The organism is Actinosynnema sp. CS-041913 (assembly GCF_050942485.1).
Lineage (GTDB): Bacteria > Actinomycetota > Actinomycetes > Mycobacteriales > Pseudonocardiaceae > Actinosynnema.
In genome coordinates this window covers 3,403,156-3,429,049 of record NZ_CP192037.1, presented here as the reverse complement: position 1 = coordinate 3,429,049, position 25,894 = coordinate 3,403,156, and the positions used below count along the sequence as shown (strand labels likewise).

At 69.9% G+C, this 25,894-nt stretch carries 26 protein-coding genes and 1 pseudogene; 17 read left to right on the top strand and 10 right to left on the bottom strand.

What is annotated here, in order from left to right; genetic code table 11:
• Nucleotides 1-141: 141 nt before the first annotated feature.
• Entirely contained in the window at nt 142-762 is a 621-nt protein-coding gene (locus ACQPZF_RS16455; RefSeq protein ID WP_433272476.1) for a DUF4360 domain-containing protein, read from the top strand.
• 108 nt (nt 763-870) lie between these two features.
• Here ACQPZF_RS16455 and ACQPZF_RS16450 read toward each other — a convergent pair whose 3' ends face one another.
• From ACQPZF_RS16450 to ACQPZF_RS16440, 3 genes are all read right to left on the bottom strand, one after another.
• Complete coding sequence (locus tag ACQPZF_RS16450; protein WP_433272474.1) at nt 871-2,382, bottom strand: caspase family protein; 1,512 nt, start codon at nt 2,380-2,382, stop codon at nt 871-873.
• A 2-nt stretch (nt 2,383-2,384) separates the two neighbouring features.
• On the bottom strand, nt 2,385-2,729 hold the full coding sequence (locus tag ACQPZF_RS16445; protein ID WP_433272472.1) for an effector-associated constant component EACC1: 345 nt from the start codon (nt 2,727-2,729) through the stop codon (nt 2,385-2,387).
• A 322-nt stretch (nt 2,730-3,051) separates the two neighbouring features.
• Entirely contained in the window at nt 3,052-4,353 is a 1,302-nt protein-coding gene (locus ACQPZF_RS16440; RefSeq protein ID WP_433272470.1) for a cation:proton antiporter, read from the bottom strand.
• 60 nt (nt 4,354-4,413) lie between these two features.
• Between ACQPZF_RS16440 and ACQPZF_RS16435 the strand changes: the two genes are divergently transcribed.
• Nucleotides 4,414-4,635 carry a hypothetical protein gene (locus ACQPZF_RS16435; protein WP_433272468.1) on the top strand — a complete coding sequence of 74 codons (222 nt, stop codon included), beginning with the start codon at nt 4,414-4,416 and terminating at the stop codon, nt 4,633-4,635.
• A gap of 279 nt (nt 4,636-4,914) precedes the next feature.
• Here the strand turns inward: ACQPZF_RS16435 and ACQPZF_RS16430 are convergent, their stop codons facing one another.
• The gene (locus tag ACQPZF_RS16430) at nt 4,915-5,700 is read right to left on the bottom strand and encodes an ATP-binding cassette domain-containing protein (protein ID WP_433272466.1); all 786 of its coding nucleotides are present in this window, start codon (nt 5,698-5,700) and stop codon (nt 4,915-4,917) included.
• A gap of 309 nt (nt 5,701-6,009) precedes the next feature.
• Here ACQPZF_RS16430 and ACQPZF_RS16425 point away from each other — a divergent pair, with 309 nt between their 5' ends.
• The 6 genes and pseudogenes from ACQPZF_RS16425 (at nt 6,010) to ACQPZF_RS16400 (ending at nt 10,125) form a co-directional block, all read left to right on the top strand.
• Nucleotides 6,010-6,168, top strand: a complete 159-nt coding sequence (locus ACQPZF_RS16425) for a hypothetical protein (protein ID WP_433272463.1) — start codon at nt 6,010-6,012, stop codon at nt 6,166-6,168.
• Between the two features lie 19 nt (nt 6,169-6,187).
• Nucleotides 6,188-6,607: an ectoine synthase gene (locus ACQPZF_RS16420; RefSeq protein ID WP_433272461.1), complete on the top strand. Its 420-nt coding sequence runs from the start codon at nt 6,188-6,190 to the stop codon at nt 6,605-6,607.
• Nucleotides 6,600-6,926: pseudogene (locus ACQPZF_RS16415) on the top strand (ectoine hydroxylase); the annotation flags it as partial. The gene ACQPZF_RS16420 and the pseudogene ACQPZF_RS16415, both read left to right, overlap by 8 nt.
• A gap of 137 nt (nt 6,927-7,063) precedes the next feature.
• Nucleotides 7,064-7,291: a cation:proton antiporter regulatory subunit gene (locus ACQPZF_RS16410; protein WP_433272460.1), complete on the top strand. Its 228-nt coding sequence runs from the start codon at nt 7,064-7,066 to the stop codon at nt 7,289-7,291.
• A 298-nt stretch (nt 7,292-7,589) separates the two neighbouring features.
• The gene (locus tag ACQPZF_RS16405; RefSeq protein WP_433272458.1) at nt 7,590-8,711 is read left to right on the top strand and encodes a cytochrome P450; all 1,122 of its coding nucleotides are present in this window, start codon (nt 7,590-7,592) and stop codon (nt 8,709-8,711) included.
• 145 nt (nt 8,712-8,856) lie between these two features.
• Entirely contained in the window at nt 8,857-10,125 is a 1,269-nt protein-coding gene (locus ACQPZF_RS16400) for a cytochrome P450 (RefSeq protein ID WP_433272456.1), read from the top strand.
• Here the strand turns inward: ACQPZF_RS16400 and ACQPZF_RS16395 are convergent.
• The 3 genes from ACQPZF_RS16395 to ACQPZF_RS16385 form a co-directional block, all read right to left on the bottom strand.
• Nucleotides 10,091-10,585 carry a hypothetical protein gene (locus ACQPZF_RS16395; RefSeq protein ID WP_433272454.1) on the bottom strand — a complete coding sequence of 165 codons (495 nt, stop codon included), beginning with the start codon at nt 10,583-10,585 and terminating at the stop codon, nt 10,091-10,093. The two genes, ACQPZF_RS16400 and ACQPZF_RS16395, sit on opposite strands and share 35 nt — an antisense overlap.
• Before the next feature lie 163 nt (nt 10,586-10,748).
• A complete protein-coding gene (locus ACQPZF_RS16390) occupies nt 10,749-11,894 on the bottom strand; it encodes a glycosyltransferase (RefSeq protein WP_433272453.1) in 1,146 nt (381 codons plus the stop codon).
• A 525-nt stretch (nt 11,895-12,419) separates the two neighbouring features.
• Complete coding sequence (locus ACQPZF_RS16385) at nt 12,420-12,704, bottom strand: hypothetical protein (RefSeq protein ID WP_433272451.1); 285 nt, start codon at nt 12,702-12,704, stop codon at nt 12,420-12,422.
• Here ACQPZF_RS16385 and ACQPZF_RS16380 point away from each other — a divergent pair.
• Nucleotides 12,693-13,688, top strand: coding sequence for a helix-turn-helix domain-containing protein (locus ACQPZF_RS16380; RefSeq protein ID WP_433272449.1), 996 nt, complete (start codon nt 12,693-12,695; stop codon nt 13,686-13,688). The genes ACQPZF_RS16385 and ACQPZF_RS16380 overlap by 12 nt on opposite strands.
• 172 nt (nt 13,689-13,860) lie before the next feature.
• On the opposite strand, the gene ACQPZF_RS16375 is transcribed toward ACQPZF_RS16380, so the two are convergent.
• The gene (locus ACQPZF_RS16375; protein ID WP_433272447.1) at nt 13,861-14,262 is read right to left on the bottom strand and encodes a hypothetical protein; all 402 of its coding nucleotides are present in this window, start codon (nt 14,260-14,262) and stop codon (nt 13,861-13,863) included.
• 145 nt (nt 14,263-14,407) lie between these two features.
• Between ACQPZF_RS16375 and ACQPZF_RS16370 the strand changes: the two genes are divergently transcribed.
• The 4 genes from ACQPZF_RS16370 (at nt 14,408) to ACQPZF_RS16355 (ending at nt 16,880) form a co-directional block, all read left to right on the top strand.
• On the top strand, nt 14,408-14,800 hold the full coding sequence (locus ACQPZF_RS16370; RefSeq protein WP_433272445.1) for a VOC family protein: 393 nt from the start codon (nt 14,408-14,410) through the stop codon (nt 14,798-14,800).
• Between the two features lie 124 nt (nt 14,801-14,924).
• A complete protein-coding gene (locus ACQPZF_RS16365) occupies nt 14,925-15,416 on the top strand; it encodes an RICIN domain-containing protein (protein WP_433272443.1) in 492 nt (163 codons plus the stop codon).
• A gap of 350 nt (nt 15,417-15,766) precedes the next feature.
• On the top strand, nt 15,767-16,150 hold the full coding sequence (locus ACQPZF_RS16360; protein WP_433272441.1) for a peptidase inhibitor family I36 protein: 384 nt from the start codon (nt 15,767-15,769) through the stop codon (nt 16,148-16,150).
• Between the two features lie 100 nt (nt 16,151-16,250).
• Nucleotides 16,251-16,880, top strand: coding sequence for a hypothetical protein (locus ACQPZF_RS16355; protein WP_433272439.1), 630 nt, complete (start codon nt 16,251-16,253; stop codon nt 16,878-16,880).
• Nucleotides 16,881-16,940: 60 nt separating this feature from the next.
• Here the strand turns inward: ACQPZF_RS16355 and ACQPZF_RS16350 are convergent, their stop codons facing one another.
• Nucleotides 16,941-17,528 (bottom strand): GrpB family protein, encoded by a 588-nt coding sequence (locus tag ACQPZF_RS16350; RefSeq protein WP_433272437.1) that lies wholly within the window; start codon nt 17,526-17,528, stop codon nt 16,941-16,943.
• Here ACQPZF_RS16350 and ACQPZF_RS16345 point away from each other — a divergent pair.
• From ACQPZF_RS16345 to ACQPZF_RS16330, 4 genes are all read left to right on the top strand, one after another.
• Nucleotides 17,506-17,691: a hypothetical protein gene (locus tag ACQPZF_RS16345; protein ID WP_433272435.1), complete on the top strand. Its 186-nt coding sequence runs from the start codon at nt 17,506-17,508 to the stop codon at nt 17,689-17,691. The genes ACQPZF_RS16350 and ACQPZF_RS16345 overlap by 23 nt on opposite strands.
• Nucleotides 17,692-17,774: 83 nt before the next feature.
• Nucleotides 17,775-20,882 carry an efflux RND transporter permease subunit gene (locus ACQPZF_RS16340; RefSeq protein WP_433272433.1) on the top strand — a complete coding sequence of 1,036 codons (3,108 nt, stop codon included), beginning with the start codon at nt 17,775-17,777 and terminating at the stop codon, nt 20,880-20,882.
• Complete coding sequence (locus ACQPZF_RS16335; protein ID WP_433272431.1) at nt 20,875-21,315, top strand: hypothetical protein; 441 nt, start codon at nt 20,875-20,877, stop codon at nt 21,313-21,315. The genes ACQPZF_RS16340 and ACQPZF_RS16335 overlap by 8 nt, the downstream gene beginning before the upstream one ends.
• Before the next feature lie 39 nt (nt 21,316-21,354).
• Nucleotides 21,355-24,531 (top strand): efflux RND transporter permease subunit, encoded by a 3,177-nt coding sequence (locus ACQPZF_RS16330; RefSeq protein ID WP_433272429.1) that lies wholly within the window; start codon nt 21,355-21,357, stop codon nt 24,529-24,531.
• 133 nt (nt 24,532-24,664) lie between these two features.
• On the opposite strand, the gene ACQPZF_RS16325 is transcribed toward ACQPZF_RS16330, so the two are convergent.
• Nucleotides 24,665-25,855, bottom strand: coding sequence for an SMP-30/gluconolactonase/LRE family protein (locus tag ACQPZF_RS16325; RefSeq protein WP_433272427.1), 1,191 nt, complete (start codon nt 25,853-25,855; stop codon nt 24,665-24,667).
• Nucleotides 25,856-25,894: the final 39 nt, after the last annotated feature.

Sequence of the window (25,894 nt, the reverse complement as noted above, 5' to 3'; positions counted from 1 at the left end):
ACCGCCACGCTCTGGGGCACCACAACGGCGACGACCGGCCGGCAGCGCCGGGTGAGGATCGTCCCCGCGGTGGAGTCCGTTCGCGGTCCGGCGCACTAGGGTGTGGTGCTGCCGCGGGCGTGCGTTCAGAGGGGTTTCCTCATGCTGAGCATGGCAACGGCAACGCTTTTGGCCCTGTCGGCGGTGGTTCCGGCGCCCGGCGCGGCCGATTCCGACCACCCAGGTCCCCCGATCTCCGTAAGCGTGGTGGCGACCATCGGATCGGGCTGCCGCAACGTCTTCGTCATGGTCGGCGAGGACAACGAGTCCTTCACCACCGCCTTCGGCCGCTTCATCGCCGAGGTCGGCGGCGCGACCGGCCCGACCCTCGCCCGGGAGTCCTGTCGACTGCACCTCCAGATCGTCCTGCCGAAGGGCTACACCTACGGCGTCGCGCGCGCCACCTACAACGGCTACGTCCACGTGGAGCCGGGCGCGACGGCGACGCACAAGGCCGACTTCCACTTCCAGGGCCAGGTCGGCACCGCCAAGGTGGAATCGAGGTTCGCCGGTCCCCTGACCGATGAGTGGCAGGCGGAGTACGCATCCGACCCGCGCGAGATCGCCTACCTCCCGTGCGGCGAATCCCGGAACCTCATCACCAACGCGGAACTGCGGGCCGACCTCGGCACCTCCGACCCGGCCAGGTGGAGCATGATCTCAGCGGACTACGTCGACGCTCCCGCCCACGCCGAGTACCGACTGGCGATCAAGACCTGTTGACCGACGCGCCCTTCCGACGGCGGGTCTTGGCGACGGCGATCATCGACCTGCGGTCCGGTGACTGTTGCCCATCTACCTGCTGCCGCTTCGAGGTGCAACGCCGTCGCGTCAATGTTGGACGTCGTCCGGTGCCGTCGGGGTGGCGGTCTTCTTTCTCGGTCCAAACAGTCCGAACGCCAGGATCGCGTTGATGAGGACCATCCAGAGCAGCATGGATGTGTTCACCGCGGCGTAACTCATGGTGTTCTTGTCGATGGATGACAGCGGTTGTCCGGTGGTCAGCACACCGGTGAGCAACATGATGAAGGCGAAAGCCGCGATCAGGCCTGTCACCGGCTTCGGGACTGCCGAGACGGGGTCGAGCAGTGTTACCGCGAGTGCTTCCCGGGTGGTGAGACCTTCGCGTTGAGCACGCCACCTCGCCATGGGCCATCGGATCGCTGCCGCCAGCCCGACGGTGAAAACCAGGGCGCCGATGGCCACGTTCAGGTCGGGTTTCCCAGTGCCACCGTCCGGCGGCGTACCGAAGGAATATCCTGCGGCGCCGCCTACGGTGAACGAGATGCTCAACGTGAACATCAGCCACAGCGGTATCAGGACCAGGGCACCGAGCACTCTCGAAGCAGCGCGCGTCATTGTCGGGACGACAGTGGCAGTGGCCGCTCCGACGTTGCGCAGCACGGACGGCTGGTTTCCGACGGGCATCGCTTGTGCGGCGACTGCCATCTCGGCCGGTGGGCCACCGAGCAACACCGTGGGCGGGGCGAATGCTCGCGCCGGTGGGACCGTCGGCACTGCGACAGGCGGCGGATCCGGCGGCGGGGGCGGTGGTGGCCGGTGAGGCGGTGGTGGCGGCGGGGGCGGTGGTGGGGGCTGGGGCGGTGGCGGCTGTCTGCGGACGACGATGTCGGCACTGGTGTCCGTGCTCTTGAACTTCGGCTGCGGCAGGCCGCGGCTCGACATGGCCGCGACGAGTGACTTGTACAGCGCGCCCACCGTCAGAGGAGAGTCAGGCAGCCGTGGACCGTCCCGCAGGAGGGTGATGAGTTCCGCGGTGAACGCGGTGTTCCGATCGCCCACCGGCGCATGGGACACCTGGTTGCCCGAGGACGACGTGATGACCGCCGTTCCCCGGATCGCCACGTCGCGTGCCTGGATGCCGCGGCCGGACATCGAGCCCAACGCGGTGCCCGAGTAGCAGCAGTCGAGGATGAGCACCTTGTTGCGAGCCGGGCTGTTCTTGATCGCCTCGCGCACGAACTCGAACGGAACGGCGGTCCCCGCAAGCCCTTCGCGGTCCGTCTGCCGGACGGTCAGGTACAACTCGTCCCGGGTGTCGTGCCTGATGCCGTGGCCGGCGAAGTACACCACCAGCAGGTCTTCCGCCTGACTCACACCCTTGCGCAAGCGGTCCATGAAACTGGCCACGGAATCCGGCGTGTCGACGACCGTGACCTGCTCCCAGCCGAGGATCCCGGTGACCGGATCGGTCAGCGCGTTCGAAAGGTCGGTGAGGTTGTTCCGCACCGCGGGCAGTGGCGGCCACTGATCGGCGAACTGGAAGTCGCTGGTGCCGATCAGCACCGCTCGCGAAAACCGGCCGTCCGGCGTCGCCGCCATCGTCACGCCTCCAGGAACCCGCGGACCGCGACCACCGTCGCCTGCGCGTCGTCGGCCGAACCGCAGGTCAACTCCAACTCCCGACCGTCTTCCGTGCGCAGCGTCAAGGTCACCTTGGCGGCCGATCGGCGGTGCTTGAGCCAGTCGAACAGCGACCTGACCACGACGGTCGCGGTCCCACTGGTCACCACGACCACGGCCGCGTCGAGACCCGCCCCCATCCGACCCGGGGCGATCGGGGCCGCGGTCGACTCCACGCGACCCCGCAGGTCGTCCTCGTCGCGCAGCCACCGCACCAGCGACCGCAGCTCGTCCTCGTCCCCGTCAGGCCGGAGGCTCGCCGTCACGGTCGACACCCGAATCAACTCCCATACGAAATCGACACGTCGTTCGGACGCTCGATACGAACACCACCCGAACCTGACAATCGTACAAAGACCTCATTCGTTACTCCTAATTTCCCTCAACGGCAATATGTGACCATTACTCATGTCAGCCGCCGTACTCGCACAATCGCTCGGTACCGCCGGATGTCGGGAGCCGAGACATCGGCGGGACGGTGCGGTAGCCCTCGGTGGAGTAGTCGCCGGTCCGGCGACGGTGGTCGTCGTGGTCGCCGCCGTCGGGAGCGTATTCCGGGGCCTTCTTGATCTGGCATCGGCGCTGCCGTCACACGGGCGTCTGCGGTGCTTGGCTCGGGTCGCCGTGCCGGGCCCGCGCGGCTCGTAGGCGGATTCGGTCCAGTAGCAGGATCGCCGGGGTCGCGGTGATGCCGTGGAGGAGGATCGAACCGATCACCACGAGGGCGACCACCCGCCAGATCGCCTCCTGCTCGGCGAACTGCCCGTGTTGGAGCGCGTAGGCGATGTAGAACAGCGACCCGATGCCCCGCACGCCGAAGAACGAGATGACCGCCCGCTCGCGGAAGCCCGTCTTGCCGCGTGCCAGGCCGACCAGTCCTGCCGCCGGTCGCACCACGAGCAGGAACGCCAGTGCCACCAGCACCTCCCGCCACCCGGTGCCGGCCAGCAGTCCGCCGACGGCCGCGCCGCCGAGGAGGAAGACGAGCAGGACCGTCAGCAGGCGTTCCAACTGCTCGACGTACCGGTGCAGGACGCGGTGGTAGCCGTGGGACCGCTCGCCCGCCCGGATCGTGCAGGCACACACGAAGACCGCGACGAAGCCGTACCCCTCGGCCAGTTCGGTGAGGCCGTAGGCCAGAAAGGTCGCGGCGAGCGCGACGAACCCCTCCGCGTGCTCCGCCAGGCGGAGCTTGTCGGAAGGCGCCGAGAAGAACAGCGCGCGCAGTCCCCACCCGGCGAGCAGGCCGACCAGCACACCGCAGCCCAGCCGCCACAGCACGTCGACGGCGAGCCAGTGCGCGAGCCAGGCGTCCGGCGCCACGCCGACCGCGCTGATGGCGACCGCGGCGTAGGTGAACGGGAACGCCAGCCCGTCGTTAAGCCCCGCCTCGGAGGTCAGCGCGAACCGCGCCTCGTCCTCGACCGAGCCCGGGTCGTCCGGGTCCTCCGCGGGTTCGGCGACCTGGACCTCGCTCGCGAGCACCGGATCGGTGGGCGCCACCACCGCCGCGAGCAGCACAGACGAGGCGACGCCCCAGCCGAGCACACCCCAGCCCAGCACGCCGACCGCGAGCATGGACAAGGGCATCGTCACGGCCAGCAGCCGCCACGTCGTCGACCACCGGCGCACGCCGAACGGCCGGTTGAGCGCCAGTCCCGCGCCCATCAACGAGATGATCACGCACAGCTCGGTCAGGCGCACCGCCACCCCGCCGTACCGGACCGGGTCCGGGTCGGGCAACGCGCCGACGAGCGTGAACGCCAGCGCGCCCGCGCCCAGGAACACCATCGGCATCGACAGCGGCACCCTGCCCAGCACCCTCGGCAACAACGCGGCGAGGAGGGTCGCTACGCCGATGCCTGCGTAGACCAGGGCGCCTCCAGCCAACTCAAACCTCCCCGGCACCCGGCCGACCATGACGTGATTCGCCCACGGCTACCCGGGCTCGTGCGTCTCGAACCCGCCGAGTCGGCCGGGCGGATGGTGCCGTGGGACGGTCGGCTCCGGTACTTCGACAGCGGCACGCTCGCGGCGATCGGCCGGCGGGATCAAGGCGGCGGGATCAAGGCGGCGGGATCAAGGCGGCGGGATCAAGGCGGCGGGATCAAGGCGGCGGGATTCGTCCGAGGCAAGTGGGATCCGTTCGAGGACGGGTACCCGGACCGCTGACCGGGTCCGCCGGTCGCGAGGAGGAGAAGACGTCATGGTGCAGCCGACCCCACCGGAACCCGCGCAACCCAACACCCCGGAGCCGATCCCCCGGCGCCCTGCCCCCGAACCCACGCCGGGCACGGAGCCACCCGTCCCGCCGACACCCAACCCGCCCGACCCGACCCAACCCGAGCCGCCGACCCCCAGCCGCTGAAGCCGCGGCCACCCGAAGACGCCAGAGAGCGATTCCGCGTTCACGGCGGGAACGACCTGTGACGCACAGGGGCGGTGAACGGGTCAGGTTTCGTCGATCACGGAACGGAGGAACGCTTTCGTCCGGTCGTGCCGTGGTGAGTCGAACAGTTCGGCGGGTGGCGCGTGCTGCCGGCCGCCGGAGAGCCGGGACGGGTAGGCGTCGAGCTTGTCGGCCAGGCCGACCAGGTCCAGCAGCTCACGGGCGCGTTCGTCGGCCTCGTCCCGGCTCAGCCCGAGCACGTGCACCGGCGCCTCGGTGACGTTGCGCAGCACCCGCATGTTGGGGAACAGGTTGTACTGCTGGAAGACCATCGTGGTGTGCCGGCGCATCGCCCGCAGGTGCTGCTCGCCGGCCGGCACGAGGGTGTCGCCGCGCTGTTCGTGGAACAGGGGCGTGCCGCCCAGGATGATCATCCCATGGTGCGGCGCGGTGAGCGTCATCAGCATCCGCAGGATGGTCGTCTTGCCCGAGCCGCTCGGGCCGATCAGCGTGACCCGTTCGCCTGCCCGGACGTCGAACGACAGGTCGTCCAGCACGACGGTGGCGCCGAACCTCTTGCTCACCCCGTCGAAGGAGTAGTTGCCCAGCGCCGGCACGACTCTCGGCACCGCCTGCGGCAGCACGACCCTGGTCCAGGTCCGCCGGCGGGATAGGCTCAGCGCTTTCGCCGCCTCCCACTGCCCGGCGGGCACGCCGTCGATGCCCGCGGGGTACACCTCGGAGGTGTACGTCGCGTAGTGCACGCCGAGGCCGACCGCGCCGGTCATCAGCGGCGACAGCTCGATGCCGACCGTGGGCAGCACGAAGAACAGGGAGAAGAGCTGCACCAGCAGCGGTGTGGAGCGGGATGAACTCGACCACGAACGCCACCGGGAGCCGGATCCAGGGCCGGCCGCCGCGCCGCAGGCGCGCGAAGCCGAGCCCCAGCACCAGGGCGATCAGGTAGCCGAGCACGGTGGCCGGCAGTGCGACCGCCAAGCCGTCCAGCAACGGCGGCACCGCGTCCCACGCGGCCTGCCAGTCGAACCTCATTTCGCCCCCTCTCCGACCAGTGGCCCGCCCCGCGGAGCACCCAGCCGCGGGGTCGCGGGCTCGCGCGCGGACTGGCCTTCGACCGCGCCGGGCCCGTCGGGCGGGTGGCGGCGACGGCGTTCCGCCGGGGCCTGCTGGTCGAAACTTCCGGCCCGGCGGACCAGGTCGTCAAACTGATGCCGCCGCTGACGGTCACCGACCGGGAACTCGACCAGGGGCTCCGGCTGCCGGCCGAGTCCGTCCGCGACTGCGCCGCCGACTGAACCTCAGGAGGAGAACACCGTGATCGTCCGTTCCCTGCACGACCTCGACGGCACCGACCGCGATGTCGTCACGCCGAACTGGCGCAGCAAGCGCATCGTCCTGGCCGGCGACCGCGTCGGCTTCTCACTGCACGAGACGGTCCTGAAAGCGGGCAGCGTCAACGACTTCTGGTACGCCAACCACGTCGAGGCCGTGCTGTGCGTCGAAGGCGAGGGCGAGCTGACCGACAAGGAGACCGGCGAGGTCCACCCCCTGCGGCCCGGCACGCTCTACCTGCTGGACGGGCACGAGCGCCACCAGGTCCGCCCGACCACCGACATCCGCGCGATCTGCGTGTTCACCCCGCCGGTCACCGGACGGGAAGTGCACGACGAGAACGGCGTCTACCCCCTGATCACACTGGACGAACGGCCTTCGGAACAGGAGCCCCGCACATGACCGCTACCCGACCAGGACCGCCACCGACGACGTCCGCTCCATCTTCGAGGTGCACCGGATCAGCGAGACGATCGCCCGGCCGGCCGCCGACCCCCGGCTGCTGGACCGGGCGCGGCAGATCCTCGGCTCGGACGTCTACGTGCACCAGAGCCGGGTGAACTCGTTGCGGGAGCAGGAGATCGGCGTGCCGAGCCGGGCGAGCCTGACCGCGCTGGCGGAGGCGCACGGCATCGAGCAGTTCACCGGGCCGGACGGGTCCGCGCTGATGTTCGACTCCAACAGCATGCACGGCTCGGGCAGCAGCAGTGCGGGCCGTCCACCGCCGCAGGGCTCGAACAGCGGGCGACGCCGACCTGGGCTCGGTCCGGACAGCACCGCCACACCGGCACGGTCTATGTCTACTGTGGACTGTCTCGGGTTCTTGTCGAGACGGTTCGCCGCGGCGGAGAAGCCGGCTTGGCTGCGGGCCAGATCGACGTCCCCGCCGAGTCGCCCTACACGGGTCAGCCGGTCGGTGCCACGCGGGCACGCACCCGCACCGGTGCGTCCATCGTGGCCGTGGTGCGCGGTGAGGATGTCATCGCATCACCCGTGCCGACCGAGGTGATCCGGTCCGGGGACGTGCTGGTCGTGATCGGCACGCACGAAGGCATCGACGGTGTCCGCCGGATCATCGCGGGCTGAGTGTGCACCCCTCGCTCACGCTGTTGCCCGTCATCACCGGACTGGCCGGCGCCGGCCACCACCAACTCGGCCCGCTCGTCACGGCCTCCGTCCTCATCCTCGCCCCCACCGGTCGAGGCACCACGTCAACCGGTGGCTCGCCCACCCGGACCCCGAGCAGCTCATGCGTCGGCAGGCCGCGACACCCGGGTTCCAACGTATTCCACAAGGAGCCCGGCCATTCGGTGGCTTGCCCTGACGGCACGCACAGCGCGAAGCTGCTGTGGTTCCTGAAAAATCGGCCGGGTGGGGCGGACGAGTGGACGAACTGGAGACGCTCGACGATCTTCGTGCCCGTCACGGGCCGATCTTCCAGCGCAGGCCGGGTGTGCTCTACGTGGGCGATCCGGCTACGGCGAAAGCCGTTCTCGCCAACACCGGGTCGCGCTACCGGGAGCACTCGGACTTTTTCCAGACCGGCAAGGGTCTTCTCGGGCCGCGTTCGACGCAGCAGGAGATCGGCCGGGTGGCGCGGAACCTGCTGCGCGATCACTGGATCGCCCGGTCGGACCGGCTGGCGGCGACCGTCGAGCGGGAGATCGGGCCGGACAGCCGATGGCCGGACGCGGGAAACCTGTTGATGTACACGTGTTTCCGCGATGTGCTGGTACCAGAGGGCGAGCTGCGTCGGCTCGTCGACCAGGTGGTCCGGCACGCGGTGCTGGCCGGCGCGCGGGACCGGCGGCCGGTGCTGTTGCGGGCCGTGCTGCGAAGCAGGGTTCGCCGCGCGCTGGTCGCCGAGTTGTCCCGCCGGCGCACCCGGGCCGTGCGGACGCCGGCCGACCTGCTGGATGTCCTCGCCGCCGCCGCGCCGGACGGCTCCTCGCACCAGGCGCTGGTGCGGCTGGCGGAGGTGTTCCTGTCCTTCCTGTTCTCGGTCACGGGCTCGACGGGGTTCCTGTTGGGCTGGTCGGTGTACCTGCTGGGCACCGAGCCCGAAGCGGGCGGCGACCTGGCCGGTGTGGTGCGTGAGGCGTTGCGACTTCGGCCGGTGGCCTGGAACTTCGGCCGCTTCCCCGCCGAACCCCACCGGTTGGGTGAGACCGAGGTGACGACGTCCGACGAGGTGGTGGTGTGCAGCTACCTCGTGCACCGGGACAGCCGCTGCTGGCCCGACCCCGACAAGTTCCTCCCGGAGCGGTGGTCGGCCGGCCTGCCGCGCGGCGGCGCGGAGGCGTTCATCCCGTTCGGCTGGGGCACCCACACCTGCGTGGCGGCGGGCTTCGCCGTCCGGCTGGTCGAGGACGTCCTGCGGCTGCTGCCGCCGGCCGAGCGGTGGCGGGTCGAGGCCCACCGGCATCGGCCGCACATCGCTGCGGCGCTCGCGCCACCGGACTTCACCCTGCGCACGAACGGTGCCCGCACGGGCAGAGGGAGGTGAACATGGCCAAGATCATCCATTCCGTACTGGTGGCACTCAACATCCGCAAGAGCGATGCCGAGTACCGCTGGTACGTATACCACCACATCTGATCGGAGCAGGTGGGGAGCGTGGCCACACGCTCCCCACCTCGGGGGGACACACGATGACCGGTCGCGACGACCCGGACCTGCTGGCGAACCTGCGTGCCCCGAACGCCGAGCACGACGGGGTGTTCTGGCACGGCGACCGGCGGCTGATGGTGTTCGACGCCGACGCGGCGAGCCGGGCCAACGCCGAGAACTTCGCCGATTTGACGCTGCCCGACCGGTTCGTCGACCGGATCCGCGGCCGTCGCAGCCCGGCCGTGTCGTGGCGGCAGGTGCGTTCGCTGTGGCTGTCCCAGATCCGGGTGCTCAGCGAAGAGAGCCGGCTGCGCGCGCTGACCGACCGCATGGCCGCGATCCTGGACAACCGCCGCGACCAGCACGTGGATTTCGGGTGGCTGGCACACGAGATGATGTTCCGCGCTCTGGTCCCCGTGGTGCTCGACGGACTGTCCACTTCGGACCAGGCCTGGCTCGATCGCGACGCGATCGCGAAGCTGACCCGGTTGGACGCGGGCCCTGGTGGTCAGACCCGCCAACAGCGGTGGCAGGCCATCGTCGCCCAGTTGCACACCGGTCGGGTCGTGCGCAAGGAGATCCGCCGCCGGGCGCGTGGCGGGCGCACCCACGTCGACCTCACGCAGCCGATCGTGGACCGGTTGCTGCCCTCTCTCGGCCCGGACCGGGCGATGGAGGCGGTGACGACGGTCCTGACCGCGATCGCCGGGCCACCTGGCGCGACCGCCGGCTGCCTGATGTACGAACTGGCGAAGCGCCCCGAGTGGGTGGCCACCCTGACGGAGGAGTTCGCGGCCGGTCCCGTCGACCAGTTGTACCGGACCGGCACCAGGTCCGCGCCGACCGCGCACCAGTTCGTGAAAGAGGTGCTGCGGATGTGGTCGGCGCCGCTGCTGATGACCCGCAGCGCCCGGGTGCCTCTGACGGTTCGCGCCCACCGGCTCGCAGTGGGCCAGCACTTCCTGGTAAGCCCTTATCTGGTCAACCACGATGAGCGGCACTGGTCCGACCCGGACACGTTCGACCCGCACCGGTGGTCGGCAGGAGCGGCCCACCGACCACCGGGAGGGCACTACTACGTGCCGTTCGGGTGGGCGCCCACCGCTTGCATCGGCGCCGGGCTGGGGAGCATTCAGCTAGTGCTGTTGGCCTACCTGCTGTGCACCCGATTCCGGTTGGAGTTGCGTGCGCCCGACGCCGCCCGGGTCTCCTTGGGGGCTGTGCCGCGGCCTCTGGACTTCGACGGGTGGGTTCGCCTTCGCGGACCCCGCGAACTCAGCGGCAGGCCACCCAGGCGTCGCCCTGCTTGACCAGCTTGATCGTCCGGTCCGGGCCGAGCAGGGCGACCGGGATCGGGGCCTCCATCGCGTCGAGGCCCGATCGGGTCTCGGGCGACAAGTCGTCGGGCAGGCCCTCCACCTCGACGTCGAGCAGACCGGTCGCCGCCGTGTCGGTCCGGTCCCGGACCTCCTTGGCGGTGAGTCGGTAGCGGAGGTCGGCGAGGCGCGGGTCGAGCTGCACGGCTTCGGCCTTCTTCGCGGCTAAAGTCCGGGATTGGCTCCAGACCTCGGGACAGACGAGCTTGCGCACCGCCTCGTCGTCCTGGGCGTCGGCAGCGGCGGCGAGGGCCTTCAAAGCCGCCTCCGGCCCGTTCCCCGAAGTGTTCTCCGAAGTGTTTCCCGGTGTATTTCCCGGTGTGTTCTCCGCTGTGCCGCCACAGGCGGAGAGCAGGAGCAGGACGACAGCGGCGAGTGGCGCGCGGAGTTTCATCTGCCCGATGGTAACGACGATCCGCGCAGCCACAGGAGGAAGGTTCCGGTCGCCTCCCACGTCCTGCTCTGGTAGCTGTGGGCGATGCCCGTCATCTTCCGCCCCCGCCGTGCCCGCCTGGCCGCGCGACTCGCTCGGCGCGGTCAGGCGGGCGGGGAGCGGGTTACGCGTAGTCGGGCAGCGTGGAGGCCACGTCGTGCGGCGATGGCATGGCGGCTACCTCCTCCGCCATCGCCCTGGCCGCGGCGAGCACGGCCTCGTCGGTCAGCAGGTGGCGCGCCTTGGTCGCGATCACCTCGGCGGTCAGCTCCGCGGCGAGCACCTGGTCGCCGAGTCCGGCCGCGGTCACCACCTCGGCGTTGCTGAACTGGTCGGCGCCCTGCGGTAAGACCAGGTGCGGCACGCCCGTGGCGAACGTGCCCATCGTCGCGCCGGCGCCGCCGTGGTGCACCACGAGGTCCACGTGCGGCAGGAGGTCGGCCTGCGGCAACCACGGTTGCACGACCACGTTGTCCGGCACGTCGCCCAGCGCGCCCACCGCGACGCTCGGGCCGGTGGACACCAACACCTTCGCGTCCAGCGTCGCCAGGCCCTCGATGGCGGTGCGCAGCACACCCGCGTCGCCGAACGCCGTGCCCAACGTCAGGTACACCAACGGCTCCCGGTGTTCGCGCACCCACGACGGCAGCTCGCCGGGCTCGGAGAACGGCACCGGCCGCAGCGGGATGGTGTCGGTCGGCGAGACCGGGAGATCCGGGTCCTGCACCGACGGCGGGCAGATGTCGAGATAGGGGTTGCCGAGCGGCATGAGGTCGCCGTCGGCCAGGTCGACGCCGAGGTCCACCGCGACCTCGGCCAGGTATCTGCGCATGACCTCGGGAGGTCCTGTGGGCCGCCACCGGCGGCCGAACGAGTGGCACACCGCGGGCACGTCCGCGACCTTCGCGGCCAGCCCCGCGCCGGGGTTGGCCAGCTCGTGCACGACCAGGTCGGGCTTGCGGTCGACGATGATCGGCGCCAGGTCCGCGGCGTAGCTGCGCGGCAGGATCGAGCCGAACACCTCCGAGACCAGCTCCGGTCGGAAACCGGGCGCCTTCCGGGCCGCAGGGCCCGCGTTGACCAGTTCGAACGCCGCGAGCATGTCCATGCCGCCGGCGACGTGATCGATGCCGTACGGGGTCACGACGCTCGCGAACGGGGCCGTGGTCACGAACGTGACGTCGTGGCCCACCTCGTGGGCGGCGACCGCGAGCGGCAGGAGGGGGTAGGTGTGTCCGTGTGAGCCGAGGCTAGAGAAGAGGATTCGCACCGGGAAGAACGTAGTGAGTCCCGTTTGCGCAGAGGTGAATTCCACTCGGTTCCTGCGGACGGGGCTGCCGTCACTTCGGTTGGCGGGCGTCGTCAGGCCCACCCGCGGTCCGGCCCGGCTGATACCGGACCGGACCGCACCGCCGACGACACTGTCCACTCAGGACGGATGCGCGGAAGTCCGCCGCCGGCGCACGCGTAGGCGAGGCGTTCGCGAGGCGAGGCGAGGCGGTGGGCGGAAGGGACGGCACCGAGCCCTTGGGCGAAGGGTTGGCGCCGAGTCAATCAGTCGTCAGGTCCACTACCAGGCGGTTCCCGGATGATGGGGTAACCGACGCGACCAAGGAAAATCATGCGCCCTGACGACTCCTGCCCGCACGGGCAGGGCGGGATAGGTGTTGTCCGCCGGTTCGGTGCGGAAGTAGGCGACAGGCGGTGCGCCCGGTCTCGATCAGCACCGGCTTCACGCAGTCCTCGAAGAAGCCGACGAACTCATCGTCCACCGCGGAAGCCAGGTGGTAGACGGTCAGCGCCACCCGGGAGCCGGTGCCGCCTCCGCGTCGACCGGGCGAGGTCGGGCGGCCGGCGGGGCGAACCCGGAGTGGGGTCGGGCGGGGCGCAGCAGCAGGACGTCGGGGGTGTCGAACATGGTGGCCCGCGCCGCGGCGCTGTGCTCCCGCCACGCGGCTCCGTCGACGTAGAACGCGGTCAGCGCCTCACGTCGGGCGTCCATGTCGGGGAACGCGCGGAGCCACACGAACCGGTCCGGATCGTCCTCGTCGCGGAACTGGCCCACCACATGGATTCCCACCTCCTCCTGGGTTTCCACGAACTCGCGGTCGAACAGGTCGATCAGCACGTCGCGCTGCCGCTGTTCGAGTTGGCCATCGCCTGCGAGGTGTTCGGCCCGAACCGGACGGATCTCGCCGATCCCTGGTACGACCTGCGGCTGTGCGCGGCGAACCCGGCCGGCACCCGCGCCGAGTTCGGCTTCTGGCAGCGCGCCGACCACGGTCTGGAGGGCTTGGCCGACGCGGAGACGGTGGTCGTGCCCGCGCTGCCGTACGCCTGCGTCCAGTCCGGCCACCCCATCCCGCCCGCGCTGATCGCGGCCGTGCGCGCAGCAGCCGCCGCGGGGGCGCGCGTCGTCTCGCTGTGCACCGGATCCTTCGTCCTCGCCGCGGCCGGGCTCCTCGACGGCAGGCGGGCGGCCACGCACTGGATGTACGCCGCCACCATGGCGATGCTGCATCCCCGGGTACAGGTGGACGACACCGCGCTGTACGTGGACGACGGCGACGTGCTCACCAGCGCCGGCCGCAGCGCCGGCATCGACCTGTGCCTGCACGTGGTCCGCCGTGACCTCGGCGCGCACGTCGCCAACCAGGTGGCCCGCCGCATGGTGCTGCCCGCCCACCGAGCCGGCGGCCAGTCCCAGTACATCGCGGTGTCGGTGCCCGACAACGACAACGACGGCCTCGGCCCACTGCTGCACTGGGCCACCGAGAACCTCGACCAACCGCTGACCGTGGAGATGCCGGCACGCAAGGCCGGCATGAGCGCCCGCACATTCGTCCGGCGGTTCCACGACACGACCACCACGACACCGCTGCAATGGCTGCTCGCCCAACGCGTCATCCGCGCACGAAGCCTGCTTGAGGCGACCGTTCTGCCGGTGGACCAGGTCAGCCGACACAGCGGACTCGGCTCGGCGGCCAACCTCCGCCGCCACTTCGCCACGCATCTCGGCGTCACACCAACCGAGTACCGGCGCGCCTTCCGCGCCACGACATGACCACCCACCCCCGCGAAGGCTCCCGGCCTGCACGGCTGGGTCGGCACGTTCACCGGCGTGGGTGGCCGTACTGCCGTTGGCCGCGCTGGGGTTCTTCGTCCCGCTGCGGCTCGCGGCGCAGGCTGTCGGTCGTCCGGCCGGAAACCGACGACCTCGGCGTGGAGACGGTGGCTCAGCCGGTGCGCACGACACTCTCTTTGTAGTCGCCGCAACGGACATACGGGAGCGGCGGCTTCTTCCACATCATGAAGCTGCACGACCGCCATCGGAGCGGGTGCTCGGCGTCGCCCAGCGGCGCGAGGGAAGCGGTCGTCGTCCCGCCGCACTTGCCGTTGACACGTCCCGATTTCGAGGCCCAGCGGTACTCGACGTACCAGGTGGGCGGACACTTCGACACGGTGATCACGAAGGAGTTCGGGCCGCTCGCGGGATCCTGGTCGCCGGGGTTGTACCGGATCTCGACGGTCGCGGTGTTCCGGTCGGGCGTGGTCGCGCCGGCGCCGGCCGGGGCCACGAGCAGCGCCGCGAGACCGACGAGTGCCGCGAAGACTCGCGTTAATCGACTTGGTGACACCTGTTTCTCCTTGGGGAGTCGGATTGCCGGTGTCCGAATGCCCGGTTTGCGACGCCGCCACACCTGTGCGCGGGTCAGCCGGCTCAATGGTCTCAAGGCGTCGGTCACGACACCTTCGAGGTCACCCGGGCACTACGCTCGACAGGTGCGAGTGGATCTCATCACGATCGTCGTCGAGGAGTACGACCCGGCGATCGAGTTCTTCACCACCGTCCTGGGCTTCGAGTTGGCGGAGGACTCCCCCTCGCTGACCAACGACGGCCGTCCGAAACGGTGGGTCGTCGTGCGTCCGCCCGGCGGCGGGACAGGCATCCTGCTCGCACGCGCCGACGGCGCGAGCCAGACAGCCGCCGTGGGAGAGCAGACCGCGGGCCGTGTCGGCTTCTTCCTCCGCGTCGACGACTTCGACACCGCCTACGAGCGCATGATCGCCGCCGACGTCGAATTCACGAGCCCGCCCCGCACCGAACCCTACGGGCGCGTCGCGGTCTTCCGCGACATCGCCGGCAACCTGTGGGACCTGCTCGGCCCGGCATAACTCACTTTTGACACGAACTCCCGCACGTGACACGGTGAAACGCCGATGGAGCCGGCGCATTTCCACGCGACCGAGGTATCCGATGCGGCGGTCGGTGTATTCCACGCGCAGGAGGAGGCCACGAATGGCCAGGACCGTCCGCCGACTCGGAGCGGCCTTGATCACGACAGCGCTCGTGCTCGGTTCCGGCGTCACGGGTCAGGCGACACCGGACATGGCTTCCCTGCTCGTGGTTCGGCACAGCGGCCAGTGCCTGACGGTCGGCCCCGACCTCCTGCCGAGACCGTCGATCCTCCAGCAGCCCTGCGAGGAGGACAGCCCGAGCCAGCAGTGGGACCTCGACCACCTGGGCAGCGGCAGGCACCACATCGTGTCCGCGTTGAGCGGGCAATGCCTGGAAGTCGACCACTCGGGGCTCGGGGACCTGCTCACCCTGTGGACCTGCAACGGGTCCGGCCACCAGCAATGGGACAGGATCGGGGCGTTCGACTCCATGTTCAGGAACGCGGACAGCGGCAAGTGCGTCACGGTCGACGAGGCGAGCCACGTCGTGGGCACCCCGGTTGTCCAGTCGTCCTGCGCGTACGGCTCCCACCAGCGGTGGACCGTCAGGTGATGGCCGCCGCCGGTATCCGGTGAGCAGTGGCCGGCTGCGGATCGGTTGTTCGGTGATCGGATGCGGTGACGTCACGGGGTGTCGCCGGGTTGCGCGCGCGCCGAGGATGTGCGTTCGGTCATCTTGATCGCAATCCCGCCGGTGTAAATCCGGGAAAGGTATATGTCACCCCTTCGAGTAATTGCCACGCGCGAGGGTCGGCGAGGATCGTGGTCGACCGGAAGATGATTACTCCGCAAAAGCACGAGGGGAAGTGCGCATATCGTTCCGACTGTCCTCCGTCTTTCCGGACGTCGCATGCTCCCCCGACGACCGAACACCCACAGGGCCGAAGACGAAGGAGAACATCGATGTCCAACGCCGCCACACTCGCCGGGCTCGGCGCGGCCGTGGTGCTCACCGCAGCCACGGTCGCCGGAGCGACCTCCACACCGGCGACCGCCGCCGCGCCGATCCCAGCCTGGGAATGCGACCCGGGCACCTTCTGCCTGTACGACTCCGCGAACGGGGTCGGGCGCTTCTACCAGCGCGTCGAGGGGTGCTGGTTCATCAACATCGGCCTGGAAGGGTTCGGCGACCGCGCCGACTCGGCCCGCAACCGGACCAGCCATCGGGTGAACATCGCGAACTGGACCGGTTCGGCCTGGCAGCACCTGGGAACGGTCCATCCCGGCACAACGCTCAACCTGGGCGCCAACTCCGACAAGGCCGACGCCATCCACGCGATCTGCTGACCACCGAGGTGGCGGATGCGGTGCGGCAGGGCGTACCGGCGGCAGCCGTACGTCCTGCCCGGGGTCGAGGGCGGGGTGTGGGGGCGTCACCCAGGCCGGTGTGGTGTACGGGGGTATCAACTGGGGCGGCACGGCGCGGGGGTCGGTCTCGGCGCCTCGGCAGTTGCCTGCCACGTCACGTCGCTTCGTCGGCCGCGCCGCCGAGCAGGCGAGGCTCACCGACGCGCTGAACGACGCCGGCGAGGCGGGTGACGCCGGGCTGGTGTTGCTCATCACCGGGATGGGCGGCGCGGGGAAGACCGCTCTGGCGGTTCGTTGGGCGCGGTCGAACCTCGGTCGGTTCCCCGACGACCTCGACCTCCCGATCCGGGACAGCACGCCGCTCGCCTTCACGAACGCCGACGACGTGCTCGCGTGGTTCGACGCGGAGCACGCCGCGCTGCTGGCGACCCAGCGGATGTCGGCGGACCGCGCCTACCACCGGGACGTGTGGCTGATCGGGTCGGCCCTGACGCTGTTCCGGGCGGTCGGCCACTCCTTCCACGAGGCCGACACCCTGCACCGGCTCGGCCTCGCGCACACCGCGCTCGGCAACCATGCTTTCGCCAGGTCCCAGTGGACACAGGCACTGGGCCTGTTCCGCACCCAACGCCGGACCGCGAAGGTGGCAGAGGTGGTCTCCCACCTCGCCGGATCGAGCGGCGGCAGCCTGAGCGGTTCCCCCGATTGACGGGCCGGGCGTGTTGTCAGGCAGTCCGCACTGCCTCACGGCTCTGCCGGGCGGTGGGAGTCACAGCATTCCCGCCGCGCGGAACAGCCGGTCGTAGATGTCGCGGATCACGTCCTCCTTGCGCTGGTTGTAGTCCATGACGGTGCCGCCGCCGGGGACGGCCGTTCGTTTCGCGTTCTCGTAGAGCGCGCGGTCCTCGGGGTGGGTTCGCAGCCAGTCGCGGAACATGCGGTGACGGATGACCTCGGGGCAGTCCGGACCGAACACGTGCAGGTTGACCCTGGGTTCGCCGAGGCGCAGGGCGCGGTGTTCGTGGAACGACGGTTCGCGGATCACCAGGACGTAGCCGAGGCGTTCGAGCGCGGGCACGTAGGTGTCCTCGTCGCGGGAGTCCGCCACGATCAGGTCGATGTCGATGACGTCCTTGGAGGCGAGGCCCTCGACGGACGTCGAGCCGACGTGGTCGACGTCCAGCGCCGCGTCGCCGAGTGCCACGCGGATGTCCGCCGCCAACGCCTGGTACCGCAGCGGCCACTCGGGGTTGTACGGGACGAGGAGGACACGTTCGGGTGCCGGCGGGCCCAGGACCCACGGGTTCTCGTTGGGGTCGACGTCGTGGTGGCGGGTGATCTCCTCGAAAGCGGGCACCCGGGGCAAAATAGCGACCCGCACCGGAGCCGTCGACCTGATTTGTCCCGGCACGGCCGCACGTCACGCCGAACCCGCACTTCTGCGGACGGACCTGCTGGACAACCCCGACACCGTGCTCGTCCAGTCGCATCCAGCCGAGGTCGTGCGGGCGCTCGGCTGAAGCAGGCCCCGGTCCGAGTTGTATGACCGGACTATGAGGTCGGTATGACCGAGTTGCAAGGATCGCGGTTCATCGTTTCGCGCATGATGCGATGGATCGTCGGGTCGAGCCAGAAGTACCGCCGCCTGGTCCTGGCGGTCGCGGTCGCCCTGCTCGCGTTCGGCTTCGTGCAGTTGCGCAACACCTCGGTCGACGCGCTGCCGGAGTTCGGGCCGGTCCGGGTCGACGTTCAGGTGGAAGCGCTCGGGTTGTCGGCCGAGGAGGTCGAGAACCTGATCACCAACCCCATCGAGAACGAGTTCTTCAACGGCATACCGTGGCTCGACAAGCTGGAGTCGCGGACGATCCCGGGCCTCGCGTCGCTGGAGATGACGTTCGAGCCGGGCACGGACCCGATCCGCGCGCGCCAAGTCGTGCAGGAGCGCCTGACCATGGCACCGGCGCTGCCACAGGCGTCGTCCAAACCACCGCTCGTCGTGCAGCCGCTGTCCAGCACCGGTCGGCTGATGATGGTCGGCCTGTCCAGCAAGGACAAGTCGCTCATCGACATGTCCCTGCTCTCCCGCTGGACCATCGTGCCACGCCTGCTCAGCGTGCAGGGCGTCGCGAACGTCGCCATCTGGGGCTTCCGCGACCGGCAGTTGCAGGTGCAGGTCGACCCGTCCAGGCTGGCGCGCAACGCGGTCACGCTGGACCAGGTGCTGCGCACATCGGCGAACGCGCTGTGGGTGTCGCCGCTGACCTTCGTCGAGGCGTCCACCCCCGGTCTCGGCGGTTTCGTCGACACGGCCAACCAGCGCATCGAGATCCAGCACAACCAGCCGATCAAGTCGGCGGCCCAGCTCGGCCAGGTGACAGTGCAGGGCGCCGAGAGCCGCGGCCTCAAGCTGGCCGACGTCGCCTCCATCACCGAGGACCACCAGATCCTCATCGGTGACGCGGTGGTCGACGACGAGCCGAGCCTGATGCTCGTGGTCGAGCGCTTCCCCGGCACCAGCGTCTCGGAGGTCACCGCGCGGGTGGAGACGGCGCTGAACGACCTGCGGCCCGGTCTGGAGGGCATCCACGTCGACACCACGGTCTACCGGCCGGCGACGTTCGTGGAACGGATGACCGAGAACCTCGCGCTGTCGCTCCTGCTCGGCGGCCTCCTCCTGCTGCTCGTGCTCGGCGCGTTCCTCTTCAACTGGCGGTCCGCGCTGGTCGGTCTGGTGTCGGTCGCCGCCTCGGTGGCCCTGACCGTGCTGGTGCTGTCGTGGTTCGGGGTGCCGCTGAACCTCATGACGCTGGCCGGGCTGGTGATGGCGCTCGCGGTCGTGGTGGACGACGCCGTCGTCGGGGTCGACAACGTGCGGCAGCGGTTGCGTGACCGGGGTGATCGCGGTGTGCCCGACGTGATCGGCGGTGCGCTGCTGGAGGTGCGCGGGCCGCTGTTCGTGGCGACGGCGATCTCCGTCGTGTCGGTCGCTCCGATCTTCGTGCTCGACGGTGTGCGCGGCGCGTTCCTCACGCCGGTCGCGATCGGGTTCCTGGTCGCGACGCTGGTGTCGTTCGTCGTCGCGCTGGTGCTCGCACCCGTGCTCGCGACCGTGCTGCTGTCCGGTGATTCGGTGCGGCACCGGCCGTCGCCGGTCGCCGAACGGTTGGAGCGCGGCTACGCCGCGGTGTTGGCCCGGCTGCTGCGCGGCGGCGCTTGGGCCTTCGCGGTGGCGGGCGTGCTGCTGGTCGTCGGGGTGGCCGTGCTGCCGCTGCTCGGCGCGCGGCCGTTGTCCCCGACGCTCCAAGAGCGTGATCTGCTGATCGCCCTGGAGGCCCCGCCGGGCACGTCGCGACCGGAGATGAACCGGATCACGGCGGCGCTCACCGGCGAGTTGCGCCGGACGGCGGGCGTGCGGAACGTCGGCGCGCACTCGGGCCGCGCGCTGGCCTCCGACCAGGTGGTCAACATCAACTCCGGCGAGGTGTGGCTGAGCATGGCACCCGACGCCGACTACGGCAGGACGCTCGACGCCGTGCGCGAGGTGGTCACCGGCTACCCCGGTCTGCGCAGCGACGTCCTCACCTACACCGACAAGCGCGTCCGCGAGGTCGTCACCCGGGGCAGCACGTCGGACCTGGTCGTGCGCGTCTACGGCAACAACTACGAGGTGCTCGACAGCAAGGCCGAAGAGGTGCGCGGCATCCTCGGCGGGATCAGCGGCGTGGCCTCGCCCCGCGTCAACAGCACGCAGGTCGCGCCGACGATGGAGATCGAGGTGTCGGTCGACAAGGCGGCGCGGTACGGGCTCAAGCCGGGTGACGTGCGCCGGGCGTCCGCGACGCTGGTCGCCGCGACGGTGGCAGGCAACCTGTTCGAGGAGCAGAAGGTGTTCGAGGTCGTGGTGTGGGGCACGCCCGAGTTGCGGCAGAACCCGGACAGCGTCCGGAACCTGCTCATCGACGCCCCGACCGGCGGCCCGGACGGGGGTCTGACCCAGGTCAGGCTCGGTGACGTCGCGGACGTCCGCATCACCCCGAAGCCCGCGATGATCTGGCACGACCAGGTGTCCCGCAGTCTCGACGTGGTGGCGGACGTGCGGGGCCGGGGGCTGGACGCGGTCACGGCCGAGGTCAGGCAGAAGGTCGCGGGCGTCGCCTTCCCGCGCGAGCACCACCTGGAGGTGCTCGGGGAGAGCCAGGCGAAGGCGTCCACCGACTTCCGGATCTGGGCCTACGTGGTGGGCGCGGTCATCCTGATCTTCTTCCTGTTGCAGGCCGGGCTGCGCAGTTGGCGGATGGCCGCGCTGTCCTCCCTGCTGCTGCCGGCGTCACTCGCCGGCGGGGTGCTGGTCGCCGTGCTGCTGCGCGACCGCGTGTCGATCGTCGCGCTGCTGGGTCTGCTGGCCGTGTTCGCCGTCGCGGTGCGCGGCAACCTGCTCCAGGTACGGCACCTCCAGGAGTCCGCCGCGAACGACCCCGACGGGGTCCTGCTGGGCGCGCGGCAGCGGTTCACGCCGGCCGTGACGAGCCTGCTGGCGGCCGGGCTGGCGCTCGCCCCGCTGACGTTCTTCGGCGTGGTGGCCGGGCTGGAGGTCGCGATGCCGCTCGCTCTGATCATCCTGGGCGGCCTGGTCACCACCGCGCTGGTGAACCTGTTCCTGTTGCCCGGCCTCTACTTGCGATTCACGGCGAAGGAGAAGGCAGATGCCTAGCAGGCGATGGATCGGAGCGGCGCTGGTCGTCCTGGCCTGCGGTGCGGCGGGGTGCGCCGGCGCACCGACCGCCGAGGACGGGCCCGTGGAGCAGCCCGCCACGGTCGCGGCGATCTCCGGCAAGGAGGTCAAGAGCGTGACGCTGACCGAACGGGCCCAGCAGCGCATCGGCGTGGAGACGGTGGCGGTCGCCGCCGGCGCGTCCGGGTCGGTGGTGCCGTACGCCGCCGTGATCTACAGCGCGGACGGCAACACGTGGGTGTTCGTGGAGACCGGGTCGCGCAGCTACGCGCGGGAGAAGGTGGTGGTCGCGAACGTGGGCGGCGACCGGGGGTCCGAGGCGCACCTGTCGTCCGGCCCGCCGGTGGGCACCAAGGTCGTGCGGACGGGCGTCATCGAGCTGTACGGCGCCGAACTCGGGGTCGGGAAGTAGTCCGTGAACGTCCACTCGGGACGATAGGAGTTCCGCGCCATGATGCGCTGGATTGTGCAGACGAGCCTGAAGCTCCGGTTCCTGGTGGTGGTGGCCGCGTCGATGCTGATGTTCTTCGGCGTCCTGCAGCTCCAGTCGACACCCGTCGACGCCTTCCCCGAGTTCGCGCCGCCGAGGGTGGAGATCCAGACGGTCTGCATCGGACTGTCGGCCCGCGACGTGGAGGAGCTCGTCTCGGTGCCGATGGAGCAGGGCCTCAACGGCATCGAGGGGCTGACCGCCATGCGGTCGAAGTCCGTGTCGCAGCTCTCGTCGATCGTGATGATCTTCACGCCGGGCACGGACCTGATGGAGGCGAGGCTGCTGATCCAGGAGCGCCTCAACGCCATCTCACCGCGCCTGCCGAGATGGGCCAACTCGCCGTTCATGATCCAGCCCCTGTCCTCGACCAGCCGGGTGATGAAGATCGGCATCTCGCAGGACGACAAGTCCGACGCGGCCCACGTCGACATGGCCCTCCAGGCGTACTGGACGATCCGACCGCGGCTGATGCGGATTCCGGGCGTGGCGAACGCCGCCATCTGGGGCGACCGGTGGCACGTCAAGCAGGCGCTGGTCGACCCGGACCTGATGAAGCAGCACAACGTCACCATGGAGCAGGTCCTGGGCTCCACCGGCAACGCGGTGGACGTGGGGCAGCTCAAGTTCAAGGGCGGCTTCGAGATCGGCACCGGCGGGTACGTCGACACGCCCAACAACCGGTTCCCGGTGCAGCACCAGCTACCCCGGCTGAACGGCCAGCAGCTCGCCGAGATCCCGATCGAGACCCCGCCCGGCGCGCCCAAGGTCTACCTCAAGGACGTGGCGGAGATCAGGGACGACGTGATGCCGCCGTCCCTGCTCACCGGCGACGCGGTGATCAACGACGGCCTCGGCATCATGATGATCATCGAGAAGCTGCCGTGGGGCAACACCCTGGAGGTCACGCGCGGGGTCGAGGAGGCGCTCAAGGAGTTCGCGCCGGGGATGGAGGGCCTGAAGGTCGACACCGAGATCTTCCGGCCGGCGACGTTCATCGAGCAGTCGGTGGACAACCTCGGGCGCGCCATGCTGATCGGGTTCGGCCTCGTCATGCTGATCCTGATCTTCTTCCTGTTCGAGTGGCGGGTCGCGCTGATCAGCGCGGTCACCATCCCGCTGTCCCTGGTGGCCGCCGGTCTCGTGCTGCACGTGGCCGGGGCGACGATCAACGTGATGATCCTGGCCGGGCTGGTGATCGCGCTCGGCGTGCTGGTGGACGACGCCATCATCGACATCGAGAACATCGTCCGGCGAATACGCCAGCACAGACGCGAGGGCAGCGACAAGTCGACCGCGAAGATCGTGTTGGAGGCCTCGCTGGAGGTGCGCGGCCCGATCGTGCACGCCACGCTGATCATCCTGGTGTCCATCGTGCCGGTGTTCATGCTCAGCGGCCTGACCGGGTCGTTCTTCCGGCCGCTCGCCTTCGCCTACGGGCTGTCGATCCTCGCCTCGCTGGTGGTGGCGCTGACCGTGATCCCCGCGCTGGCGCTCATGCTGCTGGCGAAGGCCCCGATCGAACGGCACCACTCGCCGCTGATCACGTGGCTCCAGCGCGGCTACGCGGCGTTGCTGGCCCGGATCATCCCCCGGCCCGGCGTGGCGTACTCGACCGTCGCCGTGGTGGTGGTGGCCGGGATCGCGGCGCTCCCGCTGCTGGGCAACAACCTGCTGCCCTCGTTCAAGGAGCGGGACTTCCTGATGCACTGGGTGGCCCAGCCCGGCGCGTCCCGCGAGGAGATGGTGCGGATCACCCAGCAGGTCAGCAAGGAGCTGCGCGCGATACCGGGCGTCCGCAACTTCGGGGCGCACATCGGGCAGGGCACGCTCGCCGACGAGGTCGTCGGCATGAACTTCACCGAGAACTGGATCAGCATCTCGCCGGACGTGGACTACGACAAGACCGTCGCGGCGGTGCAACAGGTGGTCAACGGCTACCCCGGGCTCCAGCGCGACGTGCAGACCTACCTCAAGGAGCGCACCAAGGAGGTGTTGACCGGGGGCAGCGACGCGATCATCGTCCGGATCTACGGCGACGACCTGGAGGTGTTGCGGGAGAAGGCGAACGCGGTCAAGGACAGCATCAGCGGGGTCGACGGGATCAAGGAAGCCCACGTGACGCTCCAGACCAACATCCCGCAGGTGCACGTGGAGGTGGACCTCCAGAAGGCGTCGCAGTACGGCATCACGCCGGGCGAGGTGCGCCGCACCGCCGCCACGTTCATCTCCAGCGAGGAAGCGGGCGACATCTGGCGCGACGGCAAGAACACCGAGGTGCACGTGTGGAGCCACCCGAAGGCGCGGCACAGCGTCGAGAGCGTGCGAGCCCTCCTGATCGACGCCGCGGACGGCCGCAAGGTGCCGATCGGCGACCTGGCCGAGGTCAAGCTGGCCCCGTCGCCCAACCAGATCCTCCGCGAGAACGGCTCCCGCCGCATCGACGTGGGCGCGAACGTGAAGGAGGGTGCGGCGCTGGCCACCGTGGCGCAGGCGGTGCAGGAGCGGATGGCCCAGGTCCAGTACCCGGCCGGGTTCCACGCCGAGCTGATCGGCGAGTACAAGGAGGCACGCGAGGCGCAGGACCGGCTGCTGCTGTTCTCCGGGGTCGCGGTGCTGGGCATCCTGTTCCTGCTGGCAACGGCGTTCAACCGCTGGCGGCTCGCGCTGCTGGTGCTGCTGACGCTGCCGATGGCGCTCGTCGGCGGGGTGCTGGGAGCGCTGCTGACCGGCGGGATCCTCTCGCTCGGCTCGCTCGTCGGGTTCTTCACGGTGCTGGGCATCGCGGCGCGCAACGGCATCCTGATGATCGACCACTTCCGGCACCTGGAGCGGGAGGAGGGCGAGCCGTTCGGCGAGGACCTGGTGCTGCGCGGTGCGCTGGAGCGCCTCGCCCCGATCCTGATGACCTCGCTGGCGGCCGGTCTCGCGCTGGTCCCGCTGGCCGTCGCGGGTGATCTGCCCGGCCACGAGATCGAACACCCGATGGCGATCGTCATCATCGGCGGGCTGTTCACCTCGACGCTGTTGAACCTGTTCGTGACACCGTCGCTCTACCTGAAGTTCGGCGGTCCCCGCACGCCGCGCCGGCGGCGTCGCGAGCGGGAACAGCCCGCGCCCGACCCGGCTCCCGCCTAGGTCGTGACGCCGAGGTGGGATGGCCACCGACGAGCGAACGAGGGTGGTCCGATTGCCGGGACCGCCCTCGTTCGTCGTTCTCCGGACGCCGCCGGCCCGTACGCCGCGCCGACGGCCTGGCACGTCTTGGGCACTAGCCGCCGAGGGCGCCCTGGGTGTTCACGTAGAGGGAATAGACGGCACGGCCCGTGGTCATGAACACCCGGTTCCGCTTACGGCCGCCGAAGCACAGGTTCGCCGGGCGCTCGGGCAGGGCGATGTGCCCGATGCGCTTGCCTGCCGGCGACAACACCAGCACCCCGTCGATGCCTTCCTTCACCGCGCCGTAGGCGCACCACAGATTGCCGTCGACGTCGCAGCGGATACCGTCCGGCGACTCGCCCGCTTCGCAGGTGAAGAAGACGCGGCCATTGGCGAGCTTCGTGAGACCGTCCACCACGTCATAGGCGCGGATGCTGACCGGTGTGGACCTGGAGTCGACGACGTAGAGAATCTTCTCGTCCGGTGAGAAACACAGGCCATTGGGCGCGGCGACGTCCCCCGCCACGACCGTCGCCTTACCGGCCGGGTCGAGGCGGTAGACGTTGTTCGGCAACTCGGCCGGCGCCTTGTCGCCCGAGTAGTTCCCGGAGATGCCGAACGGGGGGTCGGTGAACCAGATCGAATTGTCGGAGGCGACGACCACATCGTTGGGCGAGTTGAGGCGTTTGCCGTCGAACCGGTCGATCAGGACGGTGATCGTCCCGTCGTACTCGGTGCGGGTGATGCGGCGCCCGTGCTCGGCGGTGACGAGGCGTCCCTGCCGGTCGCGGGTGTTGCCGTTGGCGTAGTTCGCCGGCGCGCGGAAGACGCTGACCGCCTTCGTCTCCTCTTCCCATTTCAGGATGCGGTTGTTGGGGATGTCGCTCCACAACAGGTAGCGGCCGTCACCGAACCAGACCGGCCCTTCGGTGTAGCGGGTGTCACCGGTGGCGACCCGCTCCACCGCCGCGAAGAAGATCATGTACTTTTCGAAACTCGGGTCCAGCGCCCGGACGGCCGGGTCGGGATAGCGCTGGCTGGGCTTGAAATCATCCCCGTCGGCCGGCGCGGCGGCGCTTGCGGTGCGGCCGGTGACGGCTATGCCCGCCGTCGCCGCCAATGCGGACCCGGCACCCATGATCGTCCGCCTGGACATTGCCATGATGACCCCACTTCTGAGGATTCCCGCCGATGCCGGACTCGCGATCGCCCTCCCGCCGCGCACGCCACATTCCCGGAACACGTTGCACCTGGCAGGCCGTCGGCACAACGCGCGTCGAGTCTGATCGTTGAGGTAGAACACGTCAAGGAAGTCACCGACAGCAAGGGAACGAGGGTCGTC

What these genes read in the sequence shown, in the direction of transcription:
- ACQPZF_RS16450 (WP_433272474.1), bottom strand. Translation starts at nt 2,382, where the DNA reads ATGGCGGCGACGCCGGACGGCCGGTTTTCGCGAGCGGTGCTGATCGGC.
- ACQPZF_RS16380 (WP_433272449.1), top strand. Translation starts at nt 12,693, where the DNA reads ATGGATTCCCACCTCCTCCTGGGTTTCCACGAACTCGCGGTCGAACAG.
- ACQPZF_RS16455 (WP_433272476.1), top strand. Translation starts at nt 142, where the DNA reads ATGCTGAGCATGGCAACGGCAACGCTTTTGGCCCTGTCGGCGGTGGTT.
- ACQPZF_RS16335 (WP_433272431.1), top strand. Translation starts at nt 20,875, where the DNA reads ATGCCTAGCAGGCGATGGATCGGAGCGGCGCTGGTCGTCCTGGCCTGC.
- ACQPZF_RS16395 (WP_433272454.1), bottom strand. Translation starts at nt 10,585, where the DNA reads ATGAAACTCCGCGCGCCACTCGCCGCTGTCGTCCTGCTCCTGCTCTCC.
- ACQPZF_RS16330 (WP_433272429.1), top strand. Translation starts at nt 21,355, where the DNA reads ATGATGCGCTGGATTGTGCAGACGAGCCTGAAGCTCCGGTTCCTGGTG.
- ACQPZF_RS16340 (WP_433272433.1), top strand. Translation starts at nt 17,775, where the DNA reads ATGATGCGATGGATCGTCGGGTCGAGCCAGAAGTACCGCCGCCTGGTC.
- ACQPZF_RS16400 (WP_433272456.1), top strand. Translation starts at nt 8,857, where the DNA reads ATGACCGGTCGCGACGACCCGGACCTGCTGGCGAACCTGCGTGCCCCG.
- ACQPZF_RS16360 (WP_433272441.1), top strand. Translation starts at nt 15,767, where the DNA reads ATGTCCAACGCCGCCACACTCGCCGGGCTCGGCGCGGCCGTGGTGCTC.
- ACQPZF_RS16365 (WP_433272443.1), top strand. Translation starts at nt 14,925, where the DNA reads ATGGCCAGGACCGTCCGCCGACTCGGAGCGGCCTTGATCACGACAGCG.